23 protein-coding genes and 2 tRNA genes are annotated in these 26,257 nt (G+C 69.3%); 11 read left to right on the top strand and 14 right to left on the bottom strand.

Annotation, left to right across the window (positions count from 1 at the left end; translation table 11 throughout):
• Window positions 1-133 precede the first annotated feature (133 nt).
• Window positions 134-2,155 (top strand): ComEC/Rec2 family competence protein, encoded by a 2,022-nt coding sequence (locus tag Q344_RS23465; RefSeq protein WP_051630531.1) that lies wholly within the window; start codon window positions 134-136, stop codon window positions 2,153-2,155.
• Here Q344_RS23465 and lexA read toward each other — a convergent pair.
• Window positions 2,149-2,847, bottom strand: a complete 699-nt coding sequence (gene lexA, locus Q344_RS0108085; RefSeq protein ID WP_028286239.1) for a transcriptional repressor LexA — start codon at window positions 2,845-2,847, stop codon at window positions 2,149-2,151. The two genes, Q344_RS23465 and lexA, sit on opposite strands and share 7 nt — an antisense overlap.
• A 155-nt stretch (window positions 2,848-3,002) precedes the next feature.
• On the opposite strand from lexA, the gene Q344_RS0108080 reads away from it, so the two are divergent.
• Window positions 3,003-4,421: a TrkH family potassium uptake protein gene (locus Q344_RS0108080; protein ID WP_028286238.1), complete on the top strand. Its 1,419-nt coding sequence runs from the start codon at window positions 3,003-3,005 to the stop codon at window positions 4,419-4,421.
• A 4-nt stretch (window positions 4,422-4,425) separates the two neighbouring features.
• Here the strand turns inward: Q344_RS0108080 and Q344_RS0108075 are convergent, their stop codons facing one another.
• Genes Q344_RS0108075 through trpD form a run of 5 tightly spaced genes read right to left on the bottom strand, consistent with a single transcriptional unit; the run spans window position 4,426 to window position 8,595 of the window.
• Window positions 4,426-5,598, bottom strand: a complete 1,173-nt coding sequence (locus Q344_RS0108075; RefSeq protein ID WP_028286237.1) for a molybdopterin molybdotransferase MoeA — start codon at window positions 5,596-5,598, stop codon at window positions 4,426-4,428.
• Window positions 5,595-6,074, bottom strand: a complete 480-nt coding sequence (gene moaC, locus Q344_RS0108070; RefSeq protein ID WP_028286236.1) for a cyclic pyranopterin monophosphate synthase MoaC — start codon at window positions 6,072-6,074, stop codon at window positions 5,595-5,597. Before moaC ends, Q344_RS0108075 begins: the two co-directional genes overlap by 4 nt.
• Window positions 6,074-6,901 carry an indole-3-glycerol phosphate synthase TrpC gene (gene trpC, locus Q344_RS0108065; RefSeq protein WP_028286235.1) on the bottom strand — a complete coding sequence of 276 codons (828 nt, stop codon included), beginning with the start codon at window positions 6,899-6,901 and terminating at the stop codon, window positions 6,074-6,076. The genes moaC and trpC overlap by 1 nt, the downstream gene beginning before the upstream one ends.
• Window positions 6,898-7,569: a uracil-DNA glycosylase gene (locus Q344_RS0108060; RefSeq protein WP_028286234.1), complete on the bottom strand. Its 672-nt coding sequence runs from the start codon at window positions 7,567-7,569 to the stop codon at window positions 6,898-6,900. Before Q344_RS0108060 ends, trpC begins: the two co-directional genes overlap by 4 nt.
• A 3-nt stretch (window positions 7,570-7,572) precedes the next feature.
• Window positions 7,573-8,595, bottom strand: a complete 1,023-nt coding sequence (gene trpD, locus Q344_RS0108055) for an anthranilate phosphoribosyltransferase (RefSeq protein ID WP_028286233.1) — start codon at window positions 8,593-8,595, stop codon at window positions 7,573-7,575.
• A 231-nt stretch (window positions 8,596-8,826) separates the two neighbouring features.
• Between trpD and Q344_RS0108050 the strand changes: the two genes are divergently transcribed.
• On the top strand, window positions 8,827-10,560 hold the full coding sequence (locus tag Q344_RS0108050; RefSeq protein ID WP_028286232.1) for a divergent polysaccharide deacteylase family protein: 1,734 nt from the start codon (window positions 8,827-8,829) through the stop codon (window positions 10,558-10,560).
• Window positions 10,561-10,755: 195 nt separating this feature from the next.
• Here Q344_RS0108050 and Q344_RS0108045 read toward each other — a convergent pair whose 3' ends face one another.
• Window positions 10,756-12,621, bottom strand: a complete 1,866-nt coding sequence (locus Q344_RS0108045) for a SurA N-terminal domain-containing protein (protein WP_051630397.1) — start codon at window positions 12,619-12,621, stop codon at window positions 10,756-10,758.
• Between the two features lie 147 nt (window positions 12,622-12,768).
• Complete coding sequence (locus Q344_RS0108040) at window positions 12,769-13,941, bottom strand: aminotransferase (RefSeq protein WP_028286230.1); 1,173 nt, start codon at window positions 13,939-13,941, stop codon at window positions 12,769-12,771.
• A gap of 433 nt (window positions 13,942-14,374) precedes the next feature.
• Here Q344_RS0108040 and Q344_RS0108035 point away from each other — a divergent pair, with 433 nt between their 5' ends.
• Both Q344_RS0108035 and Q344_RS25080 read left to right on the top strand, forming a co-directional pair.
• A complete protein-coding gene (locus Q344_RS0108035) occupies window positions 14,375-14,710 on the top strand; it encodes an ArsR/SmtB family transcription factor (RefSeq protein ID WP_028286229.1) in 336 nt (111 codons plus the stop codon).
• Window positions 14,703-15,158 (top strand): SRPBCC domain-containing protein, encoded by a 456-nt coding sequence (locus tag Q344_RS25080; RefSeq protein ID WP_028286228.1) that lies wholly within the window; start codon window positions 14,703-14,705, stop codon window positions 15,156-15,158. The genes Q344_RS0108035 and Q344_RS25080 overlap by 8 nt, the downstream gene beginning before the upstream one ends.
• Before the next feature lie 37 nt (window positions 15,159-15,195).
• On the opposite strand, the gene gpt is transcribed toward Q344_RS25080, so the two are convergent.
• Genes gpt through fabI form a run of 3 tightly spaced genes read right to left on the bottom strand, consistent with a single transcriptional unit; the run spans window position 15,196 to window position 17,162 of the window.
• Window positions 15,196-15,699: a xanthine phosphoribosyltransferase gene (gene gpt / locus Q344_RS0108025; RefSeq protein ID WP_028286227.1), complete on the bottom strand. Its 504-nt coding sequence runs from the start codon at window positions 15,697-15,699 to the stop codon at window positions 15,196-15,198.
• Window positions 15,700-15,703: 4 nt separating this feature from the next.
• Window positions 15,704-16,318: a LysE family translocator gene (locus Q344_RS0108020; RefSeq protein WP_028286226.1), complete on the bottom strand. Its 615-nt coding sequence runs from the start codon at window positions 16,316-16,318 to the stop codon at window positions 15,704-15,706.
• Between the two features lie 25 nt (window positions 16,319-16,343).
• Complete coding sequence (gene fabI / locus Q344_RS0108015; RefSeq protein ID WP_028286225.1) at window positions 16,344-17,162, bottom strand: enoyl-ACP reductase FabI; 819 nt, start codon at window positions 17,160-17,162, stop codon at window positions 16,344-16,346.
• 88 nt (window positions 17,163-17,250) lie between these two features.
• Here fabI and pdxH point away from each other — a divergent pair, with 88 nt between their 5' ends.
• The 5 genes from pdxH to Q344_RS0107990 all read left to right on the top strand — a co-directional run bounded on the left by pdxH (window position 17,251) and on the right by Q344_RS0107990 (window position 23,452).
• Entirely contained in the window at window positions 17,251-17,856 is a 606-nt protein-coding gene (gene pdxH, locus Q344_RS0108010) for a pyridoxamine 5'-phosphate oxidase (RefSeq protein ID WP_028286224.1), read from the top strand.
• Window positions 17,857-18,014: 158 nt separating this feature from the next.
• A complete protein-coding gene (locus Q344_RS0108005; protein ID WP_229669150.1) occupies window positions 18,015-18,533 on the top strand; it encodes a cold-shock protein in 519 nt (172 codons plus the stop codon).
• Complete coding sequence (locus Q344_RS0108000) at window positions 18,530-18,997, top strand: DUF192 domain-containing protein (protein WP_028286222.1); 468 nt, start codon at window positions 18,530-18,532, stop codon at window positions 18,995-18,997. The genes Q344_RS0108005 and Q344_RS0108000 overlap by 4 nt, the downstream gene beginning before the upstream one ends.
• A 43-nt stretch (window positions 18,998-19,040) precedes the next feature.
• Window positions 19,041-19,117: transfer RNA gene (locus Q344_RS0107995), tRNA-Pro, on the top strand.
• A 663-nt stretch (window positions 19,118-19,780) separates the two neighbouring features.
• Window positions 19,781-23,452, top strand: coding sequence for a vitamin B12-dependent ribonucleotide reductase (locus tag Q344_RS0107990; protein ID WP_028286221.1), 3,672 nt, complete (start codon window positions 19,781-19,783; stop codon window positions 23,450-23,452).
• Window positions 23,453-23,660: 208 nt separating this feature from the next.
• On the opposite strand, the gene Q344_RS0107985 is transcribed toward Q344_RS0107990, so the two are convergent.
• Entirely contained in the window at window positions 23,661-24,125 is a 465-nt protein-coding gene (locus tag Q344_RS0107985) for a disulfide bond formation protein B (RefSeq protein ID WP_028286220.1), read from the bottom strand.
• Window positions 24,122-24,700, bottom strand: coding sequence for a YqaA family protein (locus Q344_RS0107980; RefSeq protein ID WP_028286219.1), 579 nt, complete (start codon window positions 24,698-24,700; stop codon window positions 24,122-24,124). The genes Q344_RS0107985 and Q344_RS0107980 overlap by 4 nt, the downstream gene beginning before the upstream one ends.
• A 120-nt stretch (window positions 24,701-24,820) precedes the next feature.
• Between Q344_RS0107980 and Q344_RS0107975 the strand changes: the two genes are divergently transcribed.
• A tRNA-Leu gene (locus Q344_RS0107975) sits at window positions 24,821-24,906 on the top strand.
• Window positions 24,907-25,067: 161 nt separating this feature from the next.
• Here Q344_RS0107975 and Q344_RS0107970 read toward each other — a convergent pair.
• Entirely contained in the window at window positions 25,068-25,451 is a 384-nt protein-coding gene (locus Q344_RS0107970) for a Rap1a/Tai family immunity protein (RefSeq protein WP_156954646.1), read from the bottom strand.
• Window positions 25,452-26,257 lie beyond the last annotated feature (806 nt).

The following is a 26,257-nucleotide window of genomic DNA, read 5'->3' as shown; positions in this document are numbered from 1 at the left end:
CGGAGGGCGCGGGCCCCGCGCCGCCCCGGTTTGACTATCTCGATTAACCAGTTGCTAACCACGCGCGGGCTAGCGTCGGCGCCTGTCTATCGACGCCTTGAGGGGGTGACAAGTGCTGCGCCTGGCCGGGGCCATGGCCGCCGTGCTGGCGGCGCAGAGGGGGCATCTCTTCCCCTGGGCTCCGGTCGCCTTCGGCATCGGGATCGGGGTCTATTTCTGGCTGCCGTCGGAGCCCCGGGCCGGGATGCTGGCCGCGCTCGGCGGCGTGTTCGTCCTCGCCACCCTGCTGGCGCTGAGGGTCCGGGGCCTGGTGCAGCCCGTCCTCTGGGCGCTCGCGCTCGCGTCGCTCGGCGTCCTGGCCGGGGCCGGGCGCACGGCGCTGGTGGCGGGGCCGGTGCAGGGCTGGCGCTATTACGGGCCGGTCGAGGGGCGGATCGTGGGGATCGACCGCTCGGCCTCGGACGTGCCGCGGCTGACGCTGGACCGGGTGCGGCTGGCCGAGGTCGCGCCTGAGGACACGCCGCGCCGCGTGCGGATCGCGCTGCACGGGGACCAGCGCTGGATCGACCCGCGCCCCGGCGCCACGGTGATCGCCACCGCGCATCTCTCGCCGCCGGGCGGACCGGTCGAGCCCGGCGGCTTCGACTTCCGCCGCCACGCCTGGTTCCTGAAGCTCGGCGCCGTCGGCTACACCCGCGTGCCGGTGCTGGACCTGGCCCCGCCCACGCCCGGAGAGACCCGGCTCTTCCGCGCCCGGATGGCGGTGGCCGACCGCGTCCGCGCCGCCCTGCCGGGACAGACCGGCGATTTCGCCGCCGCCCTGATGACCGGCGACAGGTCCGGCATCGGAGAGGAGGTCTCGGCCCGCCTGCGCGCCTCGAACCTCGCGCATCTGCTGGCGATCTCGGGGCTGCACATGGGGCTTCTGGCCGGCTTCGTCTTCGGCGCCGTCCGGCTGTTGCTGGCGCTCTGGCCCTGGGCGGCGCTGCGCTGGCCGCTGCACAAGATCGCCGCCCTCGCGGCGCTCGGGGCGGCGGGGGCCTATCTCGCGCTCTCGGGCGGCAATGTCGCGACGGAACGGGCCTTCGTCATGGTCGCCGTGGCGCTCGCCGCGTTGCTGGCCGACCGCCGGGCGCTGAGCCTGCGGGCCGTGGCGCTGGCCGCGCTGATCGTGCTGGCACTGCGGCCCGAGGCCTTGCTGGGTCCGGGATTCCAGATGTCCTTCGCGGCGACGGTCGCGCTGGTCGCGGTCTTCGGCGCGCTCCGGGAGCGCGAGGGCAGGCGGGCGCCGCGCTGGCTCGCCCCGGTGCTGGCGGTGGTGATCTCCTCGGCCGTGGCGGGGGCGGCCACGGCGCCGGTGGCGGCGGCGCATTTCAACATCCACGCCCGGCTGGGGCTGATCGCGAACCTGACAGCCGTGCCGGTGATGGGCGTGCTCGTCATGCCCGCGGCGGTGGTCGCGGCGCTGCTGATGCCGCTCGGGCTGGAGGCGATCGCGCTGACGGTGATGGGGCTGGGGCTCGACTGGATCCTCTTCGTCGCCTCCCGGGTGGCGGAGAGCCCGCTGGCCCTCAGCTACATTCCCGCGCCGCCGCCCGAGGTGCTGCCGATGATGGCCTTCGGGGGGCTGATGCTCTGCCTCTGGCAGGGGCGGCTGCGGCTGGCGGGCATCGGACCGCTCGCCGTGGCGCTCGTCCTCTGGCACGGCGCCGAGCGGCCGAGGGTGCTGGTGGCCGAAACCGGCGGGCTCGTGGGCGTGATGACGGCGGAGGGGCGGGCGCTGTCCCGCGCGCGCGGCGCGGGCTTCATCGCGGACCAATGGCTCGAGAACGACGGCGACCCGGTCCCGCAGGAGGTCGCGGCCGCGCGCTGGCAGCTGGTGCCGCCGGACCTCGTCCGCCATGTGACGGGGCGGAAGACGGTGGCGGGCCTGACATCCTGCGAGGGTGCCGCGCTGCTGGTCACCAACGCCCCGGCGCCCGAGCTCGACGGTTGCCTCGTCCTCGACAGCGACCGGCTGGCACGCTCGGGCGCGCTGGCGATGAAGACCGACGGCAAGGTTTGGGGCCTGTTCGGCACCGCGCCAAGCGGACGGGGCCGCCCCTGGTCGGGAGCGGCCCCTGGACTTTCGGACGATGCGGCGTCCGGTCAGTAGGTGCGGATCAGCCCGACGAGCCGGCCCTGCACCTTGACCATGTGAGAGGGCAGCACCCGCGTTTCGTAGGCCGGGTTCGCGGCGACCAGCTCGATCTTGTCGCCGCGCCGGAAGAAGCGTTTCAGCGTCGCCTCCTGGTCCTGCACCAGCGCCACGACGATGTCGCCGTTGTCGGCGGTCGAGGTTTCACGCACCACCACGACGTCGCCGTCGTTGATCCCGGCGTCGATCATCGAATCGCCGCGCACTTCGAGCGCGTAATGCTCGCCGCGTCCCGAGAGCATCGAGCCCGGCACCGCCACGTGATGCGAGACCTGGGCGATCGCCTCGATCGGGACACCGGCGGCGATCCGGCCCATCACCGGCAGCTCCATCGCATCGACCGCGACACCCTGCGCGCGGCCGGGGCGGTCCGCCGGATCGGGGGCGCCGCCCTCGATCACCCGGGCGGTGTGCACGGCGGCGTCGCCGCCCAGGCTTTCGGGCAGTTTCACGATCTCGATCGCGCGGGCGCGGTGCGCCAGACGGCGGATGAAGCCGCGTTCCTCGAGCGCCGTGATCAGCCGGTGGATGCCGGACTTGGAGCGCAGGTCCAGCGCCTCCTTCATCTCGTCGAAGGACGGCGGCACGCCGTCGCGCTGCACCCGTTTATGAATGAATTCAAGTAGATCTAGCTGCTTCTTGGTCAGCATGGCCGGCGTCCCACATTTTGTCCATTTTGTTTTGTTCTACACATGTTCCCGATTTGTGTCAACGTCGCCGCCGCCCCCGCGTGCGACCACTGGTCATTGCCACGGTTTAGGCGCATAGGAGTCGCGCGCAGGGCATCCGGCCCGGGAGGCGTTTCTTGAACTTCGTCGTCTTTATCAACGGCGCTGTGGTCTCGGTGATGGGGGCGGTCATGCTGCTTGTCGCCGTGCTCTTCGCGGACACGCGCACGATCTTTCTCGAATCCGCCTTCGTGGCGATCCCGCTCGGGGCCATGGTCTGCCTGACCCAGGTGAACCGGCTCTTCCCGGTGCATCGTCTGCACACCTTCCTGCTGACCGCCACCGTCTGGATCACCGGGGCGAGCGTGGGGGCGCTGCCGCTCTGGCTGTGGCAGCTCACGTTCACCGACGCCTTCTTCGAGGCGATGTCGGGGATCACCACCACCGGCTCGACCGTGATGGCCGGGCTCGACACCACGGCGCACGGGATCCTGCTGTGGCGGGCGCTGCTGCAATGGATCGGCGGGGTCGGCTTCGTGGTGACGGGGATCGCCTTCCTGCCGATGCTGCGGGTCGGGGGGATGCAGCTCTTCCGCACCGAAAGCTCGGACACGGGCGACAAGGAGATGGCGAGCGCCGCCCGTTTCGCCGTTGCGACCTTCTGGGTCTACCTCGGGCTGACGGCGATCTGCGCGCTGGCCTACCTGGGCGGCGGCATGACCCCGTTCGAGGCCATCGCGCATGCGCTCACCACCCTGTCGACCGGGGGATATTCGACCTCGGACGCCTCGTTCGGCCATTTCGAGAGCTACTACCTGCAATGGGCCGGCACGCTCTTCATGCTCGCGGGGGGGCTGCCCTTCGCCTGGTACATCCGGGTCCTGCGCGGCGGCCGGGTCCGGAGCGAGCAGGTCCGCACGCTCCTCACGTTCCTCGTCGCCGTGATCCTCCTGCTGACCTTCTGGCTGGTGCTGACCGACGGCATGGCGCCGTTCCGGGCGCTCACCCTCGTGGCCTTTAACGTGATCTCGGTGGTCACCACGACCGGCTTCGCGACCACCGACTACACCACCTGGGGCGGCTTCGCGATCGCCGTCTTCGTCACGCTGACCATCGCGGGGGGCTGCACCGGCTCGACCGCGGGCGGGGCGAAGACGATGCGCTGGATCATCTTCTGGCTGGCGCTCCGGGCCTATGTGCAGCGCATCTTCATGCCGCATTCGCTCAGGGCCATCCGCTACGAGGGGCGCACCGTCGCGCCCGACGTGGTCGACGGGGTGATCGTGTTCTTCACGCTCTACGTGCTGACCATCGCGGTGCTGGCGGTGCTGCTGGCCTTCTACGGGCTCGACACCGACACCGCCTTCAGCGGCGCGCTGACCGCGGTGACGAACGTGGGCCCGGGCGTCGGCACGATCATCGGACCCGCGGGCAATTTCGCGACCCTGCCGGAGGGCGCGAAATGGCTTCTCGCCTTCGGCATGTATGTCGGGCGGCTCGAGCTGATGACGGTCTTCGTCCTCTTCACCCCGGCCTTCTGGCGCGCCTGGGCCTGAGCGCTCAGATGTGCAGGCAGGCGACGGTCTCGCCCGCCGCGGCGGCGGGCGCGTCCGGCGGGCGCACGAGGAAGGTGTCCGCACGGGACAGGACCGACAGGAGCGCGCTGTCCTGGGACGAGAAGGGGCGGATCCCCTCGGGCGTCATCTCGGCGCGCATGTAGTGGGTGCGCGGCCCGTTCGCGGCCAGGGGCGCGGCCAGCCGGGCGGAGGCGGTCTCGAGCGCGCGGGCGGGCAGGCCCAGCATGGCCCGGATGACCGGGCGCAGGAAGACATGGCCGCAGACCATGGCCGAGACGGGGTTGCCCGGCAGGCCGATCATCGGCACGCCGCCGAGCTTGCCGGCCATCAGCGGCTTGCCCGGCCGCATCGCGACCTTCCAGAAGGCACGGTCGAGCCCGAGGTCGGCGGCCACCTTGCCGACTAGGTCGTGATCGCCCACCGAGGCGCCGCCGATGGTGACGATCAGGTCCGCGCTCCCGGCCAGTTCGAAGGCCATGCGCAGGCTCGCCTCGGTGTCCCGCGCGGCGGGCAGGATGCGGGCCTCGGCCCCCTCGGCGTCGAGCAGCGCCTTCAGCCCGAAGGTGTTCGAGGCGACGATCTGGTCCGGCCCCGGCGTCTCTCCCGGCATCACCAGCTCGTCCCCGGTCGAGATCAGGGCGACCGCGGGACGGCGCGTGACGGTGAGCACGGGGTGGTTCATCGAGGCCGCCAGCGCCACGTCCGCGGGCGTCAGGCGCCGCGGCGCGGCGATCCGGTCGCCGATGCGGAAATCGCCGCCCGCGGGGCGGATGTGCGGCCCCTCGTCGAGCCCCTCGGTGAGGGTGATCATGTCGCCCGCGGCCTCGACGTCTTCCTGGATCACCACGCGGTCCGCGCCCTCGGGCACCGGCGCCCCGGTGAAGATCCGGACCGCCTCCCCGGGCGAGACCCGTCCCGCGAACCGCGCGCCCGCGGCCGACTCGCCGATCACCCGGAAGCGCGCGCCGGGGCGCGCCTCGGCCGCGATCACGGCATACCCGTCCATGGCCGAGCCGGCGAAGGGCGGCTGGTCGCGGCGCGCGATCACGTCCTCGGCCAGCACCCGCCCGTTGGCCCGGGTCAGCGCCACCTGTTCGGTCCCGAGGGGCGAGACGAGGCCGAACAGCCCGGAAAGCGCCGCCTCGACCGAGATCATCGCGGGGCGGCCTCGTAGCGGCCCGACTTGCCGCCGTCCTTCACGAGCACCCGGATCCCGCCGATCTCCATCGCGCGATCCGCCGCCTTGCACATGTCATAGACCGTGAGCGCGGCGGTCGAGACCGCGGTCAGCGCCTCCATCTCGACGCCGGTCTGGCCGGTGGTCTTCACCGTCGCCTCGATCCGGACGCCGGGCAGGGCGGGGTCGGGCGTCAGCTCCACGGCGACCTTCGTCACCGGCAGCGGATGGCAGAGCGGGATCAGGTCCGGGGTCTTCTTCGCCCCCATGATCCCCGCCAGCCGGGCCACGCCCAGCACGTCGCCCTTCCTGGCCCTTCCGTCCTCGATCAGCGCGAGCGTCTCGCGCTCCATCTTCACCCATCCCCCGGCCACGGCCACCCGCGCGGTCACGTCCTTGTCCGAGACGTCGACCATGTGCGCATCGCCCTTGCCGTCGAAATGGGTCAGCGGCATCAGAAGCTGCCCCCGCCCATGCCGGGCTGCGTGCCCACGCCGGAGAGCAGCGCCTTGGTCGCCGCCGCCACGTCCTCCTGCCGCATCAGGCTTTCGCCGATCAGGAAGCAGCGCGCGCCGTAGCGGGCGAGGTCGGCCAGATCCTCGGGAGTCGAAAGCCCGCTCTCGGAGACGATGATCTTGTCCTCTGCCGCCATCCGGGCCAGCCGCTTAGTCACGTCGAGCGAGGTCTCGAAGGTGTGCAGGTCGCGGTTGTTGATGCCCAGCAGGTGGCTCTTCAGCTGGGCCGCGCGCTCCATCTCGGCCTCGTCGTGGACCTCGACCAGCACGTCCATGTTCCAGTCCATCGCCGCCGCCTCAAGCTCGGCCGCCTGGGTGTCATCGAGCGAGGCCATGATCAGCAGGATGCAATCGGCCCCGAGCGCGCGGGCCTCGGCGACCTGGTAGGGGTCGTAGATGAAATCCTTGCGCAGGACCGGCAGCTCGCAGGCCTCGCGCGCCTGCGACAGGAATTCCTTCGCCCCCTGGAACGACGGCGTGTCGGTCAGCACCGACAGGCAGGCCGCGCCGCCCTCGGCATAGGCCGCGGCCAGCGTCGCGGGGTCGAAATCCTCGCGGATCAGCCCCTTGGAGGGAGAGGCCTTCTTGACCTCGGCGATCAGCCCGTAGCCCCGGATCGAGGCTTCGTGCAGGGCCTGCCGGAAGGGGCGGACGGCGGGCGCGGCGCGGGCCTCCTCCTCGACCACTTCGAGCGGCTTTGCCTGCTTGTCCGCGGCGACCTCCTCGAGCTTGTAGGCCTTGATGCGGTCCAGAACGGTTTCGGTCATGTCGCCTCCGCTTGCGCCCAGTGGATCGGCGCTTCCCCCCTTGCTGTAAGCCACTTGTTCACCGATGAAAATGGTCGCGACCCGAAAAACCCCCGACGGGCCGAGAGCGGGGAGGGATGCGCGCTGGCGAGCACGAGGTGGTCCGGCCCGGTGATCCACGGCCGGAAGGATTGCGCATGCCCGCCCCAGAGCAGGAAGGCCCGCGGCCGGTCCGACAGGCGCTCCAGCACCTGCCGCGTCAGCCGGTCCCAGCCCAGCTTCGCATGGCCCCCCGCACTTCCCGCCGGAACCGAGAGCGCGGTGTTCAGCAGCAGCACCCCCTGCCGCGCCCAGAAGCGCAGGTCGGCGCTGTCCGGGGCGGCGCCGATGTCGGCCTGCATCTCCTTGTAGATGTTCGTCAGCGACCGGGGCAGGGGGCGCACATCCGCCTCGGCCGAGAAGGCCAGCCCGTGCGCATGGCCCGGCGTCGGGTAGGGGTCCTGTCCGAGGATCACCGCCCGCACCGCGCCCGGCTGCGCCGCCTCGAGCGCCGCGAACCGCAGGTGGTCCGGCGGCAGGATGACCCGGTCCTCGGCGGCGAGCCGGTCGCGGATCGCGGGCCAGTCGGTGTCGAAGAAGGGCAGCGCACGCCATGCGCCGAGCGCGTCGGGCAGGCCGTCGGGGGCCATCGCTCAGGCCGCGGCCGAGGTGATCCGCGCCAGCGCCGTCACCTTCTCGCGCGCGCTGCCGCTGTCGATGCTCTCGGCGGCCAGCGCCACGCCTTCCTTCAGATCGCCCGCCCGGTCGGCCACCACCAGCGCCGCGGCGGCGTTCAGCAGCACCGCGTCGCGATAGGCGCCGGGCGCGCCGTCCAGCAGCGCCGAAAGCGCGCGGGCGTTCTGCTCGGGCGCGCCGCCGACGATCTGATCGAAGGGATGTTCCGGCAGGCCGAAATCCTCGGGATGGACCTCGACCTCGCGGACGGTGCCGTCGGTCTCGAGCGCGGCCACCCAGCTCACCCCGGTGATGGTCAGCTCGTCCGTCCCGTCCGAGCCGTGCACCAGCCACGCCCGTTCCGAGCCGAGCTGGCCCAGCGTCTCGGCCATCGGCCGGATCATCGCGCGGGAGAACGCGCCGGTGAGCTGCCGCTTCACCCCGGCGGGGTTCGTGAGGGGCCCGAGGATGTTGAAGATCGTCCGCGTCGCAAGCTCTGTCCGGGTGGGCATCACGTGGCCCATGGCGGGGTGATGCATCGGCGCCATCATGAAGGCGATGCCGGTCTCGGCCAGCGCCGCCTCGACCACCTTCGGCCCGACCATCACGTTGATCCCGAGCTGAGAGAGCGCATCCGCGGCCCCGCTCTTCGACGACAGGTTCCGGTTGCCGTGCTTGGCCACGGCGACGCCCGCGCCCGCGACGACGAAGGCCGCGGCGGTCGAGATGTTCAGCGTGCCCTTGCCGTCGCCGCCGGTGCCGACGATGTCCATCGCGCCGGCGGGCGCCGTCACCCGCCTGCAGCGCGCCCGCATCGAGGCGGCGGCGGCGGCGATCTCGTCGACGCTCTCGCCCCGCGTGCGCAGCGCCATCAGCAGCCCGCCGATCTGGCTGGGGGTCGCGGCGCCCTCGAACAGGATGTCGAAGGCCGCGCGGGCCTCGTCCCGGGTCAGCGGGCGGTCGGCTGCGGCGGCGATCAGGGGCTTGATGGCATCGCTCATGTCGGCTTTCTGATCCTTCCTGATCGGATTTGACACCGCGTGGGGTGCGAATGTGCTAGGCCCCTGTGCAGTGGCCCATCTTGTGGTAAGCTGCGCCCGCGGCGCAAGCCCCGGTGGGCTGCGTCCTAAATGCTCCGAGCGGCGCGCCTGCGTCAAGGGCGGTCCGGGGCGCAAGCGGGTCATCAGGGACCGGGCCGGGAGCAGCCGGTACAGAAAGACGAGGCACGAGGCGTGAGCAGGGGATTCTTTACGGGCATATTCTGGGGGCTGGTCATCACCTTCCTCCTGATCGCGGTGGTGTCGCTGAACGGCCGCCTGCCGGGCAACATCCCGCCCGAGGCGGGCTCGGCCGAGGTGCCCGCGGGGTCCCAGTTCAACGGCGCCCGCGAGGATGCGCCCGCGGTTCTGCCGGGCCGGTCCGAGGCCACCAAGGTGCCCGAGGCGGCCAGCCTCGCCGCGCCGGACGCCGACGGGCTCGACACGATCGACAGCGCGGCCACCACGCCCGCCGCACGGCCCGAGACCGGCGGCCCGGAAAGCACGCTCGTCGCCACGCCGCCCGAGGCCGCGGCCTCGGACGCGCCCGCGGCGGGTGGCGCCGACAGCGCGCCGGTGACGACCGGCCCCGCCGATCCGGTGCCGGCCGCGCCGGGGACCGAGGCGCTGCCCGATCCCGCCACCCGCCCCGCCGCGCCGCCCGCGCCCGAGGTGGCCGCCGTCGCCGCGCCGGAGGCGCCCGAGGACGAGAGCGGCGCGGCGGGCGGCTTCCCCTCGCAGGACCTGATGGCCGCCGCCGAGGCGCCGCGCCCGCGGCCGCCCGGGCCGGATGCGGCGGTGCAGGTGCCCGCCGCCGCCGAGCGGGGCGGCTTGCCCGCGACCGACACCGGCTCGGTCCGGCCCGAGGCGCCGGAGGCACCCGCCGCCCCGCGCGCCGAGGCCGACGAGGCCATGCCGGAGACGCCCGCGCCCGAGACCGCCGCCCCCGACGCGGCCGCGGCCGACCGGGCCGAGGCGCCCGCGGAGGAGGCGGACCCGCCCGCCGCCCCGGGCAACCCGGTGGCCCCCGAGGCCGGGACCGAGACGGCCGCCACCGCGGCGCCCGCGGAGGAAGAGGCGAGCGCGCTGCCCGGGCGGCAGGCCGGCACGCTGACCGAGCGCGACGGTGGGCGCGACGGGGGGCGCGACGGGGGGCGGCGTCTGCCCGGCATCGGATCGCAGACCGGGAGTGCGGCGACTGCCGCGGCGGAGGCGGAGGCGTCTTCACCCGCCGAGGATGCGGACCTTCCGCCGATCAGGCGCTATGCCGCGCCCTTCGAGAACCCCGAGGGCCGGCCGCTGATGTCCATCGTTCTGATGGACGCCGGCGCGGGGTCGGTCCCACGCGAGAGCCTCACCGAATTTCCCTTCCCGGTGACGATCGCGCTCGACCCCGCGCGGCCCGGCGCGGCCGAGGCGATGCGCACCTACCGTGACGCGGGGCTCGAGGTGATGCTGCTGGCCGGGCTCGGCGCCGGGGCCGAGGCGCGCGATCTGGAAACCGCCTACGAGAGCTGGCGCACGACCCTGCCCGAGGCGGTGGCGGTGATGGAGACGCCGGGTCTCGGCCTGCAGGAGAGCAAGGCGGTGGCCGAACACCTCGGCCCGATGCTGTCCGCGACGGGGCAGGGGCTGGTGCTGTTCCCGAACGGCTTCGACACGGCGCGCAAGCTGGCCGCCAAGGCAGGCGTTCCGGCCGCGACGGTGTTCCGCGATTTCGATGCCGAGGGTCAGGACGAGGCGGTCATCCGCCGCTTCCTCGACCATGCCGCCTTCCGCGCGCGCCAGTCGGACGGGGTCATCATGGTCGGACGGCTGCGGCCCGAGACGGTGCAGGCGCTGGCCTCCTGGGGGCTGCAGGATCGCGCCGGGCAGGTCGCCCTGGCGCCGGTCTCGGCCCTGCTGCTGGCGGGGCAGGCGGGGGGCTGACCGCTCTGCCGCACGGGTCCGATCCAGCGGAGCGGCCCTGCGGGCCGCACGAGATGTCTTGCGATCCGGCCGGGGGCCGGATCGCGGCTGCCTCCGGCGGGGATATTTCCGGCAAGAGGAAGCGGGCCGGGGGAATGCCAAGGGGGGCGCGGATCACCGCGCCCCCCTGTCCGTTTCCAGTGTGCCGCGAAGGGCTTACCGGAAGTTCGCGTGGACCGCGTTGATCGCCGATTGGTCGAGGCGCACGCCCGCGCGGTTGCGGATGTCGGTGGCGAAGGCGTTGAAGAGGTCCTGGCCGACGTTCTGGGCGACGGAGTCCTTCAGGCCTTCGCGCAGCTCCGCGGTGGCCGGGTCGTCGAGATCGGGCGCGAGGATGTCGTCGAGCCGGACGATCTGGACCGCGCCGAAGCCCTCGGTCACCAGCAGCTCGCCCTTGTCCATCCCGAAGACCCGTTCGACGAAATCGCCGCCGGTGCCCAGCACGTTGCCGCTCCGGGTCACGCCATCCTCGGTCTTCGTGTCCAGGCCGAGGCTTTCGAATGTCGCGGATTCGGCCAGCTGGTCGCGGTAGGTCTCGGCCCTGGCGCGCAGCACCGCCAGCGTCTCCTGCGTTTCCCAGCTTGCCCGGACCCGGCTGCGGACGTCCTCGAACGGGGCGGGCTCGGCGGGTTCGGTGCCTTCGAGGCGCATCGCGAAGATGCCGCCGTCGTCGAGCATCTCGAGCTCGGGGTAATCGCCCTCGGCCAGCGCCTCGGCGGTGGCGTCGAAACCGTCATAGGCGGCGATGCCTTCCTTCAGGCCCTCGTACCAGTCGATCGTGCCGAGCTCCATCTCGGTGTCCTCGGCCAGCTCCTCGAGCGTCGCGCCCCCGGCCAGCATGTCCTCGACGGGCTCCATCCTGGTTTCCACGGCGCGGCGGGCCTGGCCGGTGGCGAGCTCCTCGCGGAGGATCTCCATGGCGTCGGCCTTGTCGGTGGTCTGCGCCGGGAAGATGCCGTTGACGCGGAAGAGCGCGGGGCCGAGGTCGGTCGGCAGCGGGCCGACGACGTCGCCGCTGGCGGCGCCGAAGACCTCTTCGCCCGCGCGGCCCAGCTGGGATTGCGTCACGTCGCCCATGTCGATGTCCGACAGCGAGAGGCCGCGCTGTTCGACCAGCGTCTCGAAGTCGATCTCGCCGGTCTCGATGCGCTCCCTCGCCGCCGTGGCCGCGTCCTCGTCCGAGAAGACCAGCCGTTCGACCAGCCGGCGCTCGGGACGTTCGAATTCGTCGCGGCGATCCTCGTAGGTCTGGTCCAGCAGCGCCTGGTCCACCTCCATCGTGTCGAGCAGCATGTCCGGGGTCAGCAGGGCATAGGTGATGCGCTTGCGCTCGGGGATCATGTAGCGGTCGATGTTCTCGTCGTAGAAGGTCTTCAGCTCCTCCTCGGACGGGTCGGGGATCGGGGCGTCGAGGTTCGATTCATCGAGCCGCGCCCAGGTGATCCGGCGGCGCTCACCGAGGTAGTCGAGCAGCGTGTCGGCATAGGTGTCGGGCACCGCATTGCCGGAGGCGACGGCACCCTGCAGGATCGAGCGGGCGGTCTCTTCGCGCAGGCTGGTCTCGAACCGGGCCTCGGTCAGGCCGGCGCGGTCCAGCGCGAACTTGTAGGCCTCGCGGTCGAAACTGCCGTTCATGCCCTGGAAGGCGGGGATGTCGCGGATCTGCTCGGCGACGGTCTGGTCGCCCACCGAGATGCCGAGCTCGTCGGTCTCGTGGTCGAAGGCCCGGGCGGTGATGACCTGCGAGAGCGTCTGGTCCACGAGCCCCAGGCTCTGGGCCTGGTCGAAGGAGAGCGACTGGCCGGTCTGCGCCTCGATCGCGCGGATCTGTTCCTGCAGCGCGCGGGCGTAGGTCTCGACCGGGATGTCCTTGGTCCCGACCGCGCCGACGTTCTGCACCGAGCCCGAGAAATTGGTCACGCCGAAGCCGCCCAGCCCGAGAATGAGCAGCAGCAGGATCACCCAGATCGCCATCTGGCCCGCCGTCTTGCCCTTCTTTTTCGGCTCCTTGTCCGCCGCCATGCCTGCTCCCCCGTGGTTGTGCGCTGTGCTTGTCTGCCGGTTGGCGATGTCTAATGCGCCAGGGGGCCTGCGACAAGGGGCGGGGCGGGACAATCGCGTGAGCGCCCGCGGGGGGCATGCCCGGTGCGCGGGCGCGTCAGGCGCGGGTCAGGCGGAGACCGCCGCGAGCCGGGCGATCAGCGTCCGGATGCCGGTCGCGTCCACGTTGGCGAAGGCGACGCGAAGCTGGCGGCGGCCGGCGGGATCGTCGGGCGGGGTAAACATCGTGCCGGGCAGCACCAGCACGCCGGCCTCCGACACCAGGCGCTGCGCGAGCGCGTCGGAGGGGAGGTCCAACGGGTGCTCGAGATAGGCGAAATAGGCGCCGCAGCCGAGGAGCTTCCAGCCCTGCGCCGCGAGCGGGGCGAAGCCCGTCTCGATGGCGGCGCGGCGGGCGAGGATCTCGGCCCGTTCGCCGGCCAGCCACGGGCCGAGGTGGCGCATCCCCCAGAGGGCGGCGAACTGGCCGAGCTGGGCGGGGCAGATGGTGACGGTGTCGAGGAACTTCTCGACCTCGGCCAGGCGGTCGCGGCCGGTGACCATGGCGCCGACGCGGTGGCCGGTCAGGCGGTAGGCCTTGGAGAAGGAATAGAGCTGGATCAGCGTCTCCTCCCAGCCGGGGCGGGTGAAGAGGTCATGCGGCGCCCGGTCGGAGGAATGGAAATCGCGGTAGGTCTCGTCGAGGATCAGCGCGATGCCGGCATCGCGGCAGAGCGCGTAGAAGGCGGCGATGGTCTCGGGCGGGTATTCCACCCCGCCGGGGTTGTTGGGCGAGACCAGCACGATGGCGCGGGTGCGCGGCGTCAGCAGGGCCGCGGCGGTGGCGGCGTCGGGGATCAGGCCGGGACCCGCGGGCAGCGGGACCGCCACGGCGCCGGCCATGTCGAGCCACATCTTGTGGTTGAAGTACCACGGCGTCGGCAGCATGACCTCGTCGCCCTCGGCGGTGAGCGTCTCGATCGCCGCGCAGAAGGCCTCGTTGCAGCCGGAGGTGATGGCGACCTGTTCGGCGCGCACCGCGCCGTGGTAGGCGGCGGACCATTGCGCGGCGATCTCGGCGCGCAGCTCGGGCAGGCCGAGGACGGGTCCGTAGAGATGGGCCTGGGGTACCTCCATGACGAGGCGGGCCATCTCCTGCCGCAGCGGTTCGGGCGGCGGGTCCACCGGCGCGGCCTGGGAGACGTTGATCAGCGGGCGGTCGGCGGAGAAGGTGACGCCCTCGAGCCAGCGGCGGGCCTCCATCACGGGCGGCGGGAAGGTGGTCGCGGTGCGGCTGGTCATCGTTGCTCCGGGCGTCGGGTGTCTATGTCGCCTCGGTATTACGTGGGTATGGCGGCGGTGCAAAGGGGGCGCGTCGGGGAGAGGGTCCGAAGGGACGGCGTCGGGCGCGCAGGGGCGGCGGCCCGGGGCGGGGGGGGCGCCGGGCCGGGCCCGTCGCGCTGGTGAGCCCCTGTCCGGGCATCGAGCCCGGACAGGGGCTTGCCTCCGGCGGGGATATTTTCGGCAAGAGGAAGCAGGGGAGCTGCGCGTCGGTCGGTGACCCGGGGTGGCGATGGGGTGGGCAAGCTTGGCGGACGGGGCGATGTCGGTCAGGGCGCCGGACAGGATGGGTGGGGCCTGCGTGTCCTGCGGCCACGGCGCGCCGGGAGGGGATACCTAACCGAATGGCTAACTTTTCGTTGACGGTCGGCTCCCGTCCGGGATAGTTAGCTGTATGGCTAGCAATCTCGACCGATATTACGCCGCCCTGTCCGATCCCACCCGGCGTGCCGTCGTGGCGCGGCTCATGACCGGACCCGCGCCTGTCTCGGAACTTCACGCGCCACACGACATGTCGCTGCCGTCCTTCCTCAAGCATCTCGGCAAGCTCGAATCCGCCGGGCTGATCCGGTCCGAGAAGGCGGGCCGCGTCAGGACGGTGCATATCGAGGCGGTCGCGATCTCCGAGGCCGAGGCCTGGCTGAAGCAGCAGCGCCGCATCTGGGAGGGACGGCTCGACCGGCTGTCCGCTCTTGCCGAAACCATGGAAAGGGAAGACAGGAATGGCTGAGTACGAGACCGTGACCCTGGAGCGCGACATCGCCTGCGCGCCCGAGCGTCTTTTCCACGTCATGACCGACCGCGACCTGCGGCAGGCATGGTCGGCGCCGGATGACGAGAGCGTCGTCATCATCGATACGTTCGATTGCCGGCCCGGGGGGCGTGAGGAGACCCGCTGCGGGCCGAAGGAGGCGCCGGAGTTCAACACGGTCGGCGTCTTCCACGTCGTGACGCCCGGGTTCCTGTCCTTCACCGAGACGCTGGTCGTCGGCGGCCGGACGATGTCCATCGCGCTCTGCAGCCACGAGATCGCGGAGAGCGGGGCGGGGAGCCGGCTGCGGGTCACGCTCCAGATCACGAGCCTCGCGGGGGCGGATCTGTTCGACGATTATCGCGGGGGATGGTCCGCCGCGCTCGACAATCTCGCGGCGCTGGCCGCCGGCCCGCGCCCGTCCTGAGCAAGGCCTGGGCCGGGCCGGTGGCGCGGCCCAAGCCTCAATCCGAGCCGCGGTAGGGCTTCACGTATTGCATCGCCATGTCCCAGGGGAAGAAGATCCAGGTGTCCTGGCTTACCTCGGTGATGAAGGTGTCGACCTGCGGGCGGCCCTGCGGCTTGGCGTAGACGGTGGCGAAATGGGCCTTCGGGTAATGCGCGCGGATCAGCTCCAGCGTCTTTCCGCTGTCGACGAGGTCGTCGACGATCAGGATGCCGGTGCCGTCGCCCATCATCTCCTGGTCCGGCGCCTTGAGAACCTGCGCGTCCATCTGCGCCTGGTGGTTGTAGCTCTTCACCGAGATCGTATCGACCACGCGGATGTCGAGCTCGCGCGCGACGATCATCGCGGGGGCCATGCCGCCGCGGGTCACCGCGACCACCGCGCGCCATGCGCCGTCGTCGGGGCCGTGCCCGTCCAGCCGCCAGGCCAGCGCGCGGCTGTCGCGGTGGATCTGGTCCCAGGAGATGTGGAAGCCCTTTTCGTGGGGAAGTCGGTCGGTCATCTGTCTATCCCAGTGCGATCTTGAGGCCGAAGAGCGTGAGGAGCCCGGCAAAGCCCCGGTCCACGGCGGATTTGAGACGGGCATAGCCGCGCCGCGCCCGCTCGGTCGAGAACAGGCGTGCGACGAGGATATACCACAGCGTCTCGTTGACGAAGACGGCGGCGACGATGGCCGCCAGCCAGAGCAGCGGCGTGCCCGGCGGCACCAGCCCGGCGAAGATCGCGCCGAAGAAGACGGCGGTCTTGGGGTTGGTGGCGAAGGTCAGCACGCCGAAGCGGTAGGCCTGGGCGAAGCGCATCGGCGGCGTGTCGGTGTCCGGGCCTTCGAGCGGCTCCTTCGCATGGCGCCACATGGCGATGGCGATCCAGATGAGGAAGGCGGCGCCGACGAGCTTCAGCCCGAGAAAGAGCGCCGGGACGAGCTGGAAGAGCAGCGCGAGGCCGGCGAGCGCGGCGAGGGCCCAGAGCGCGGCGCCGGTGCCGAAGCCGAGGGCCAGCGCCACGGCCGCACGGAATCCGTCGCGGGCGGCGACGCGCAGGCAGACGACGAAGGAGGGGCCTGGGCTCGCCGCGGCGGCGAGGTGGATGGCGACGATGGAGAGGAATGCGGCGAGGGTCATCGGGCCGGAGAGGGGGCGCGGGCGGTTACTCCCCGCTGCCGCCCTTGTGGATGTCCGGCGCGTCGACGGCCTTCATGCCGACGACGTGGTAGCCGCTGTCGACATGCAGCGTCTCGCCCGTGGTGCCCGAGCCGAGATCGGAGAGCAGGAACAGCGCGGCCTTGCCGACCTCTTCCTGCGTCACGTTGCGGCGCAGCGGGGAGTTCAGCTCGTTCCACTTCAGGATGTAGCGGAAATCGCCGATGCCCGAGGCGGCCAGCGTCTTGATCGGCCCGGCCGAGATCGCGTTGACCCGGATGTTGTCCTTGCCGAGATCCTCGGCGAGGTACATGACCGAGGCCTCGAGGGCGGCCTTGGCGACGCCCATGACGTTGTAATGCGGCATCACCTGCTCGGCGCCGTAATAGGTCAGCGTCAGCATGGAGCCGCCGTCGGTCATCAGCTTCTCGGCCCGCTGCGCGACGGCCGTGAAGGAATAGACCGAGACGTCCATGGTCATCTTGAAATTGTCGCGCGAGGTGTCGACGTAGCGGCCGCGCAGCTCGTTCTTGTCGGAGAAGCCGATCGCGTGGACGAGGAAATCGAGCCGGCCCCAGGCTTCCTCGACACCCTTGAAGCAGGCGTCGATGCTCTCTTCCGAGCCCACGTCGCAGTCGAAGAGCTGGGTCACGCCCAGGCTCGCGGCCAGCGGTTCGACCCGTTTCTTGAAATTGTCGCCCATGTAGGAGAAGGCGAGCTCGGCGCCCGCGTCGGCGCAGGCCTGCGCGATTCCCCAGGCAATGGACTTGTCGTTGGCGACGCCCATGATGAGCCCGCGTTTGCCTGCCAGAAGGTTGTTTGACATCTCGCGCACTCCGCCTGATCTTCCTGTCCGTTCAAATCCTTTAGGCGATTGGCCGAGGGGCATCAAGGGCAGGGCGGAAAGGGACGACATGGCCGACCGGGACGGGATATTCGCGGGCGACGACCCGTTCGCGATCGCGCGGCACTGGCTGGCGGAGGCGGAGAAGTCGGAACTCAACGACCCGAACGCCATCGCGCTGGCCACGGTCGACGCCGACGGGCTGCCGAATGCCCGCATGGTGCTGCTGAAGGAGATCGAGGACGATGCCTTCGTCTTCTACACCAACTACGGCAGCGTGAAGGCGCAGGAGATCACCCAGGGCGGCAAGGCGGCCTTCGTCATGCACTGGAAGAGCCTGCGCCGGCAGATCCGCGTCCGCGGGATCGTCACCCGGGAAGAGGGCGAGAAGGCCGATGCCTATTACGCCTCGCGCTCGCTGAAGTCGCGGCTCGGGGCCTGGGCCTCGGACCAGTCGCAGCCTCTCGCCTCGCGCACGGCCCTGATGGCCGAGGTGGCCAAGGTCACCGCGGCGAAGGGTCCGAACCCGCCCAGGCCGCCGTTCTGGGGCGGATTCCGGCTGCGCCCGGTCGAGCTGGAATTCTGGGCGGATGGCGCCTTCCGGCTGCACGACCGGTTCCGCTGGACGCGCGAGAGCGAAACTTCGGACTGGACAGTCACGAGATTGAATCCATGATGGGGACATAATTCCGGCCCCGGGCGGTTTAAGCTTGTGGGCGATAAGCGTATTGAGCTTGACCACCATTCGGTTCCCTAGGATGGTCCATTTGCGGCGGCCGGCCATTGGATTAAGGAAGTTTTTTGATCGTGCTGAACAGGCAGAGCGCAGAAAGGGTGAACGGAATCGTCAAATGGTTCGATCCGGCCCGGGCCTTCGGGTTCGTCGTGTCGGACGACGGCGGACCGGACATCTTGTTGCACGGCAATGTGCTGAGGAATTACGGACAGAGCACCGTGGCCGACGGCGCGCGCGTGGAGATCGCCATCCAGCGCACCGAACGCGGGGTGCAGGCCATCGAGGTGTTTTCGATCCAGCCGCCCGCACCGACCGACGGGGCGCTGCTCGAGGATTTCGAGAGCGTCGACCAGGAGGAACTGCGCAATACCCCGCTGCGCCCGGCGCGGGTGAAGTGGTTCGACAAGGCCAAGGGCTTCGGTTTCGCGAATGTCTTCGGCTGGGAAGAGGATGTCTTCGTCCATATCGAGGTGCTGCGCGCCTCCGGCCTGGCCGACCTCGTGTCGGGCGAGGCGGTGTCGCTGCGTGCGATCAAGGGACGGCGCGGGCTCATGGCGGCCGAGATCCGGCACTGGGACCAGGCGCTGTCCGACGAGAGCGCGGTGCGGATGTCGTGAGGATCGGGCTTGTCGCAGCGCTGCTCCTGTCGCTCGCCGGGCTGCCGGTCCAGGCGGCCTGCCGCGCCGACGCGGTGGAACTGAAGGGCGACTGGGGGTCGGCCCGGTTCAGGGTCGATCTGGCCGAGACGCCCGAGGCGCGCGCCCGCGGCCTGATGTTCGTCGAGGAGATGGCACCGGGGGCGGGGATGCTCTTCGTCTACGAGCGTCCGCAGCCGCGCGTGGGGTTCTGGATGAAGAACACGCTCATCCCGCTCGACATGGTCTTCATGGACGAGACGGGGACCGTGCAGAAGGTCCAGGTGATGGCGCAGCCCCATGACGAGACCCTGCTCGACGGCGGCGAGGGCATTCAATACGTGCTCGAGGTCAACGGCGGCATCGCCCGCGACCTGGGCATCGGGCCGGGCACGGTGCTGCGCCACCCGGCGATCGACCCGGACAAGGCCGCCTGGGGCTGTTAGTGCTTTTCAATCGGCGCGCTGCGGAGTAAGCAGCGCATCGGTCCGGGGCGTAGCGCAGTCTGGTAGCGCACCTGTTTTGGGTACAGGGGGTCGTGAGTTCGAATCTCGCCGCCCCGACCACTTTCCGACATCTCCGACGAGGCACGCCCGCAGGCGGCGCGGGGCGGGCTCTGACGGGCTGGCGTCCACGGCCGAGGGGGCAGGGCGGTCCTCGGGCCGCGGCCGAGCCTGCCGTTGGTCTTGTGTTTGATTCGGCTGTTTTCCGCTAGATGTAGTGTTCATGGCGGTTTTATCCACATCCTGTTGATGAAAGCGCCCGGTCTTCGGCCGGAAATCCGAGCGGGGATCGGCGTCTTCGCGGCCGGCGGTGATGCTTGTGTCACCTCAGCCACACTCCGCCCCGCGCCACAGAGGCGCCTCCTTCCCAAGAAAAACAGGCGATTGGCGCAGGCCGGGTTGCCCACCGATTCCCCAACGTTAGCGTCAAGTCAAAAAACACCACAAAATGTAGTTTGATCATGTTGACCGAAGGGCGGATTTAGCCTTCATTAGTACGGGCCGACGGGGCGCACACCAAATGTAGTGGCCAATAATACGCGGCAGGGACAGTACCAAGACCAATACCTCAGGTCCGGGACAACCGGCCGGCGGCGGCATCCTTCACGCCGCGGATACCCCCTGTCTGCCCCGCGTCGGCACGAACGAACATCCGGCCCGGCCAACCGCCGGGACAGGCGGCGGGCCGGAGACAAAAGCGACCACGGGATCAGAGGCTGTTTCGAAATGAAGATCGAACGTAAATTCACCAAGGCCGGGCAGGACGCCTACGCGGACCTGGACTTCATCACCACGGTCTCCGAGATCCGGAACCCCGACGGCACGATCGTCTTCCGCAACGACTCCGTGGAGGTCCCGGCGAAGTGGAGCCAGGTGGCCTCCGACGTGATCGCGCAGAAATACTTCCGCAAGGCCGGCGTGCCGGTGAAACTGAAGAAGGTCCGCGAGAAGGACGTGCCGGAATTCCTGTGGCGCTCGGTCCCGGCGTCCAGGACCACCGAGACGGCAGGCGAGACCTCTTCCAAGCAGGTCTTCGACCGGCTGGCGGGTGCCTGGGCCTACTGGGGCTGGAAGGGCGGCTACTTCACCACCGAGGAAGACGCCCGCGCCTATTACGACGAGATGCGCTTCATGCTGGCGACCCAGAAGGGCGCGCCGAACAGCCCTCAGTGGTTCAACACCGGCCTGCACTGGGCCTACGGCATCGACGGCCCCTCCCAGGGTCACTACTACGTGGATTTCAAGACCGGTGAACTGACCAAGTCGGCCTCGGCCTACGAGCACCCCCAGCCCCATGCCTGCTTCATCCAGTCGGTCGCCGACGACCTGGTGGGTGATGGCGGCATCATGGATCTCTGGGTGCGCGAGGCGCGGCTCTTCAAGTACGGGTCCGGCACCGGCACCAACTTTTCGTCGCTCCGTGCGGAGGGCGAGAAGCTGTCGGGCGGCGGCAAGTCGTCCGGTCTGATGGGCTTCCTGAAGATCGGCGACAGGGCGGCGGGCGCGATCAAGTCGGGCGGGACGACCCGGCGGGCCGCAAAGATGGTGATCGTGGACGCCGACCACCCCGACATCGAGGAATACATCAATTGGAAGGTGAAGGAGGAACAGAAGGTCGCCTCCATCGTCGCCGGCTCCAAGATGCACGAGCGGCAGCTGAACGAGATCTTCGCGGCGATCCGCGCCTTCGACGGCTCGGAGGAGGGCGCCTACGACCCCGCCGAGAACCCGGGCCTCAAGAAGGCCGTGCGGGACGCGAAGAAATGCGCGATCCCCGAGACCTACATCAAGCGGGTGCTGGATTACGCGAAGCAGGGCTATGCCTCGATCGAGTTCCCGACCTATGACACCGACTGGGATTCGGAGGCCTATGCCACCGTCTCGGGCCAGAACTCGAACAACTCGGTCCGCGTCACCGACGCCTTCCTGAAGGCCGTCGAGGATGACGCCCCCTGGGAACTGATCCGCCGGACCGACGGCAAGGTCGCCCGGACCGTCTCGGCCCGCGAATTGTGGGAGAAGATCGGCCATGCCGCCTGGGCCTGTGCCGATCCGGGGATCCAGTACCACGACACCGTCAACGCCTGGCACACCTGCCCGGAAGACGGCGCGATCCGGGGCTCGAACCCCTGCTCGGAATACATGTTCCTCGACGACACGGCCTGCAACCTCGCCTCGATGAACCTGCTGACCTTCCTGAAGGACGGCGTCTTCCAGGCCGAGGACTACATCCACGCCACCCGTCTCTGGACCGTGACGCTCGAGATCAGCGTGACCATGGCGCAGTTCCCCTCGAAGGAGATCGCGCAGCTCTCCTACGACTTCCGGACGCTGGGCCTTGGCTATGCGAACATCGGCGGGCTGCTGATGAACATGGGCTACGGCTACGACTCGCCCGAGGGCCGCGCCCTCTGCGGTGCGCTGACGGCGATCATGACCGGCGTCTCCTACGCCACCTCGGCCGAGATGGCCGGTGAGCTGGGCGCCTTCTCGGGCTATGCACGCAATGCCGAGCACATGCTGCGGGTGATGCGGAACCACCGCAACGCGGCCTATGGCAACGCGGAGGGCTACGAGAAGCTCGCGATCACCCCGGTGCCGCTCGATCACGGCAACTGCCCGGACGAGACGCTGGTGCAGCTCGCCATGTCCGCCTGGGACGAGGCGCTGGCGCTCGGCGAGAAGCACGGCTACCGCAACGCGCAGTCGACCGTGATCGCGCCGACCGGGACCATCGGCCTCGTCATGGATTGCGACACCACCGGGATCGAGCCGGACTTCGCGCTGGTGAAATTCAAGAAGCTCGCCGGCGGCGGCTACTGGAAGATCATCAACCGCTCCGTGCCCGCGGCGCTCGAGAACCTCGGCTATGGCTCGACCCAGATCGACGACATCATCGCCTACGCGGTCGGCCATGGCACGCTGGCCGACGCGCCGGGCCTGAACCACGCGGCCCTCGTCGGTCACGGCTTCGGAGCGGCGGAACTGGAGAAGGTGGAAGGCGCGCTCGCCTCGGCCTTCGACATCCGCTTCGTCTTCAACCAGTGGACGCTGGGCGAGGAATTCTGCACCAGGACCCTCGGCATCCCGGCGGCCAAGCTGAACGACCCGACCTTCGACCTGCTGAAACATCTCGGCTTCTCGAAGCGCGACGTGGAGGCGGCCAACGATTACGTCTGCGGGACGATGACGCTCGAAGGCGCGCCGCATCTCAGGGACGAGCACCTGAAGGTCTTCGACTGCGCCAACCCCTGCGGGAAGAAGGGCAAGCGCTACCTCTCGGTCAACGCGCATATCGACATGATGGCGGCGGCCCAGAGCTTCATCTCGGGCGCGATCTCGAAGACGATCAACATGCCGAACGACGCCACGATCGAGGATTGCCAGGCGGCCTATGAACGCTCCTGGAAGATGGGCGTGAAGGCCAACGCGCTCTACCGGGACGGCTCGAAGCTTTCGCAGCCACTCGCCGCGGCGCTGGTCGAGGATGACGACGAGGCGGCCGAGATCCTCGAAAGCGGCACCAGCCACGAGAAGGCGGCGGTGCTGGCCGAGAAGATCGTCGAGAAGATCGTCGTGAAGGAAATGGTCCGCTCGCACCGCGAGAAGATGCCGGAGCGCCGGAAGGGTTATACCCAGAAGGCGATGGTCGGCGGCCACAAGGTCTACCTGCGGACCGGCGAATACTCGGACGGGACGCTCGGCGAGATCTTCATCGACATGCACAAGGAAGGCGCAGGCTTCCGGGCGATGATGAACAACTTCGCCATCGCGGTCTCGGTCGGGCTTCAGTACGGGGTGCCGCTTGAGGAATTCGTCGACGCCTTCACCTTCACCAAGTTCGAACCCGCCGGGATGGTGCAGGGGAACGACTCGATCAAGAACGCGACCTCGATCCTCGACTACATCTTCCGCGAACTCGCCGTGTCCTACCTCGACCGGACGGACCTCGCGCATGTGAAGCCGGAGGGGGCCTCCTTCGACTCGATCGGGCAGGGGGATGCGGCCGAGGGTGTCTCGAACGTGTCGGAGCTGAGCGACAGCGCGGCCCGCGCCTCGCTGGACGTGCTGAAGCAGATCAGCTCGACCGGGTATCTGCGCAAGCGGCTGCCGCAGGAGCTGGTGGTGCTGCAGGGCGGCCAGTCGGCGGGCGCGGTGGCGCTCGGCGGGTCGGACCCGGTGGCGGCGCTGCAGACATTGGTGCCCCAGGTGGTGAAATCCGGCGGCGGGTCGTCCACGGCGATGGCCTCGGGCACCGTCGGGATGGACGCGCGGGTCAAGGCGAAGATGCAGGGCTACGAGGGCGAAAGCTGCGGCGATTGCGGCAACTTCACCCTGGTGCGGAACGGCACCTGCATGAAGTGCAACACCTGCGGCGCGACGAGCGGCTGCAGCTGACAGAGGTCGCGGGGGGCGGCAGCCTCGCCCCCCGGCAATACGGATCGGGCCGCAGGCGGAAACCCGGGCAGCGATGGAACGACGGGTCCGGTTCGAGACTGGAGGGGCGCCGAGAGGCGCCCCCTTTTTTTCCTGAGGCGCGATCCCGGTACGCGGGGTGAACTCCGCCGGTCCGGGCCGTAGGCCGGGCTTGAGCCCGGCTTGACCCTCACCCCCGCCGGGCCGCCGCGATCCAGAAGCCGACCAGCACCAGCGAGGCCACCATGTTCCAGCTCGCCATCGAGAGGCCCAGCATCTGCCACGCCACCTCGTCGCACATCACGACGTTCACCGGCCCGTCGGTCGACAGCAGGTCCGAGCCTTTCAGTCCGCCCAGACCCGGGCCGGCGCCGCTACAGGAGGTCGGGCCCTCCCACCATCCACGTTCGACGCCCGTGTGGTAGAGCCCCACACCCGCCGTCGCCAGCGCCGCGAGCGCGCCCAGCCAGGCCAGCGTCCGCCCGCCCAGCCAGAGCGCGAGGACACCGATCGCCACCGCCAGCGCATGCGGATAGCGCTGCCAGTAGCACAGCTTGCAGGGGGCCAGGCCGCCCAGATACTGGAACGCCAGCGCGCCGAGCAGCAGGGCCGCGGAACCGCCGGCGGCGATCAGGACATGGGAACGGTAACTCACAGGAACCTCGCCAGGTAGAAGCCCCCGAGAAGGAGCACGAAGAAGACGAGGGTGACAAGACCGAGCCGCCTCTCGATGAAGTCACGAATGGGTGCGCCGAACTGGTAGAGCAGCGCCGCCACCACGAAGAACCGCAGCGCCCGCGCCAGCACCGCCGTCAGAACGAAAAGCGGAAGCGGCATCGCGGTGACGCCCGACATGATCGTGATGACCTTGAACGGGAAGGGCGTGACGCCCGCGCCCAGCACCGCCCAGAAGCCCGCGTCGTTGAAGCGAACGGCGAATTCGGCCATCGCGGCCTCCTTGCCGAGCGACTGCAGGATCGGCAGGCCGATCGTCTCGAAGGCGAACATGCCGATGGCATAGCCGAGCAGCCCGCCGAGCACCGAGGCCACCGTCGCAACCAGGGCGATCAGCCAGGCGCGCGTGGGCCGGGCGAGGATCATCGGCACCATCATCACGTCCGGCGGGATCGGGAAGAAGGAGCTCTCGACGAAGGCCACGAGCGCCAGCACCCAAAGCGCGCGCGGATGGTCTGCCATCCGCATCGTCCAGTCGTAGAGTCTGTGCAGCATGCCCGTCCGTCCCGCCTCGTGCCCGCCTTGTGCGGCGCTTCGCGGTCCGAGGTCAAGCGCTGCGCACAGGCGATTCCCCCTTTCACCGCCGGGGCCGATTGGGTAATGCTTCCCGCGGTTGCCCAAGTGGCGGAATGGTAGACGCAGGGGATTCAAAATCCCCCGGCCGTGAGGTCTTGTCGGTTCGAGTCCGACCTTGGGTACCAAGATTTTCCGCAATGTTTTCAAAGTGGTTTAGGTGCCGTTTTGGCAGACTCGTCATAAAGACGAGTAGGTCACGTCAGATGACATTTTCGGACATTTTTCGCGTGATTTCGGGGCAAAATCGGACGTTCGCGTGACTCGTTTCCGACGAAAAGGAGGTCTGTCACTCGCAGGGGAAGGCTTCGGCCCACGCCCGCGCGATAATCCCCATGGCGTTCATGTGCCACTCTTCCGGATGGGCGTTGACGTAATTCTTTGCGACAGCAAATAGCTGCCCGTTCGTCACGTTCTCGCTTGTGCAGGAGCGGGCAGTGATGAAATCACCTTCGGCACCAATGTAGAGCGCCATCATGTCTTCGCTGTACCCGTTTGCGGACATGGCATCCATCGCCGCAAGCATGTAGCCCATGCAAAGCCCGTCAAACCCGCGGTCGTTGTCGCTGCACCAGCGTTGGAATTCCATGCCATCGGCTGCACTGGCGGTGTGAGGAGCAATGGCAATCGCCAGTGTTCCGAATACGATGCTGGACACGACAAGACGTTTCACTGGTGACGCTCCCGCTTAATCTACCGAGACTTTGCACGTGGTTCACCCTGACGGCAAACTGGAAACTCCCTCTACGATTTGGCTGTGCTGTCGCGGCTATATCGCCCGGTTCAGCGCCAGTGCTGTCAGATCGATCGGCGCGTCATCGTCGGTGTCGAAGAAGTGGGCGTACACGTCCATCGTGAAGGACGGGGAGTGATGCCCTAGCAGCTTCGACAGTTTGAGGATGGGAATCCCGGCCCCCTTTCAGTACCTGACCAAAAGGCCCTCAGAGCGGCTGACGCGGAGGACGAAGGATAACGAAGAACACGATTGACGGAGAGAACGGCTTGGGGCAGCTTGACCCGGCTGAACTATATGCTGCGGACGTCCACAACTTTTCGTGGTTTTCGCCTCGCCCATATCTTGACTGAGCAATTCCAGATACCGATGATGATTGCATGACGTATGGCGCGGATGCGCCGCCAAGGCTGGTACCCAAGGCGGCGCGGACGCTCCGTATATCCGCAACCCATCTGGATGGGCCGTCTGCGGAAGGTCGGTTTGTATATCCGGACCTTAGGGTTTTCGGAAACGGCAAGTCAAGGCGGTCTATCGCTCTCAAGAAAAGAGGTCGCCTAAATGGCTACTTGCTACATTACCTATGATGCGCATCGACAGCGTGACTACCAACAACTCTACTTAGCGATGGATGCCTGCGGCGGCGTGCGCCTAGCGGAAAGTGTATGGGGTTTGACGATTGACGCGTCCCCCGTCAGCATTCGGGATTGGGTTAGCAACCTACTGGACGGAGACGACACTGTCGA

This window comes from Pseudooceanicola nanhaiensis DSM 18065 (genome assembly GCF_000688295.1).
Taxonomy (GTDB): domain Bacteria; phylum Pseudomonadota; class Alphaproteobacteria; order Rhodobacterales; family Rhodobacteraceae; genus Pseudooceanicola; species Pseudooceanicola nanhaiensis.
The sequence above is the reverse complement of the archived record's forward strand: the minus strand, read 5'-3'. Positions and strand labels throughout refer to the sequence as shown.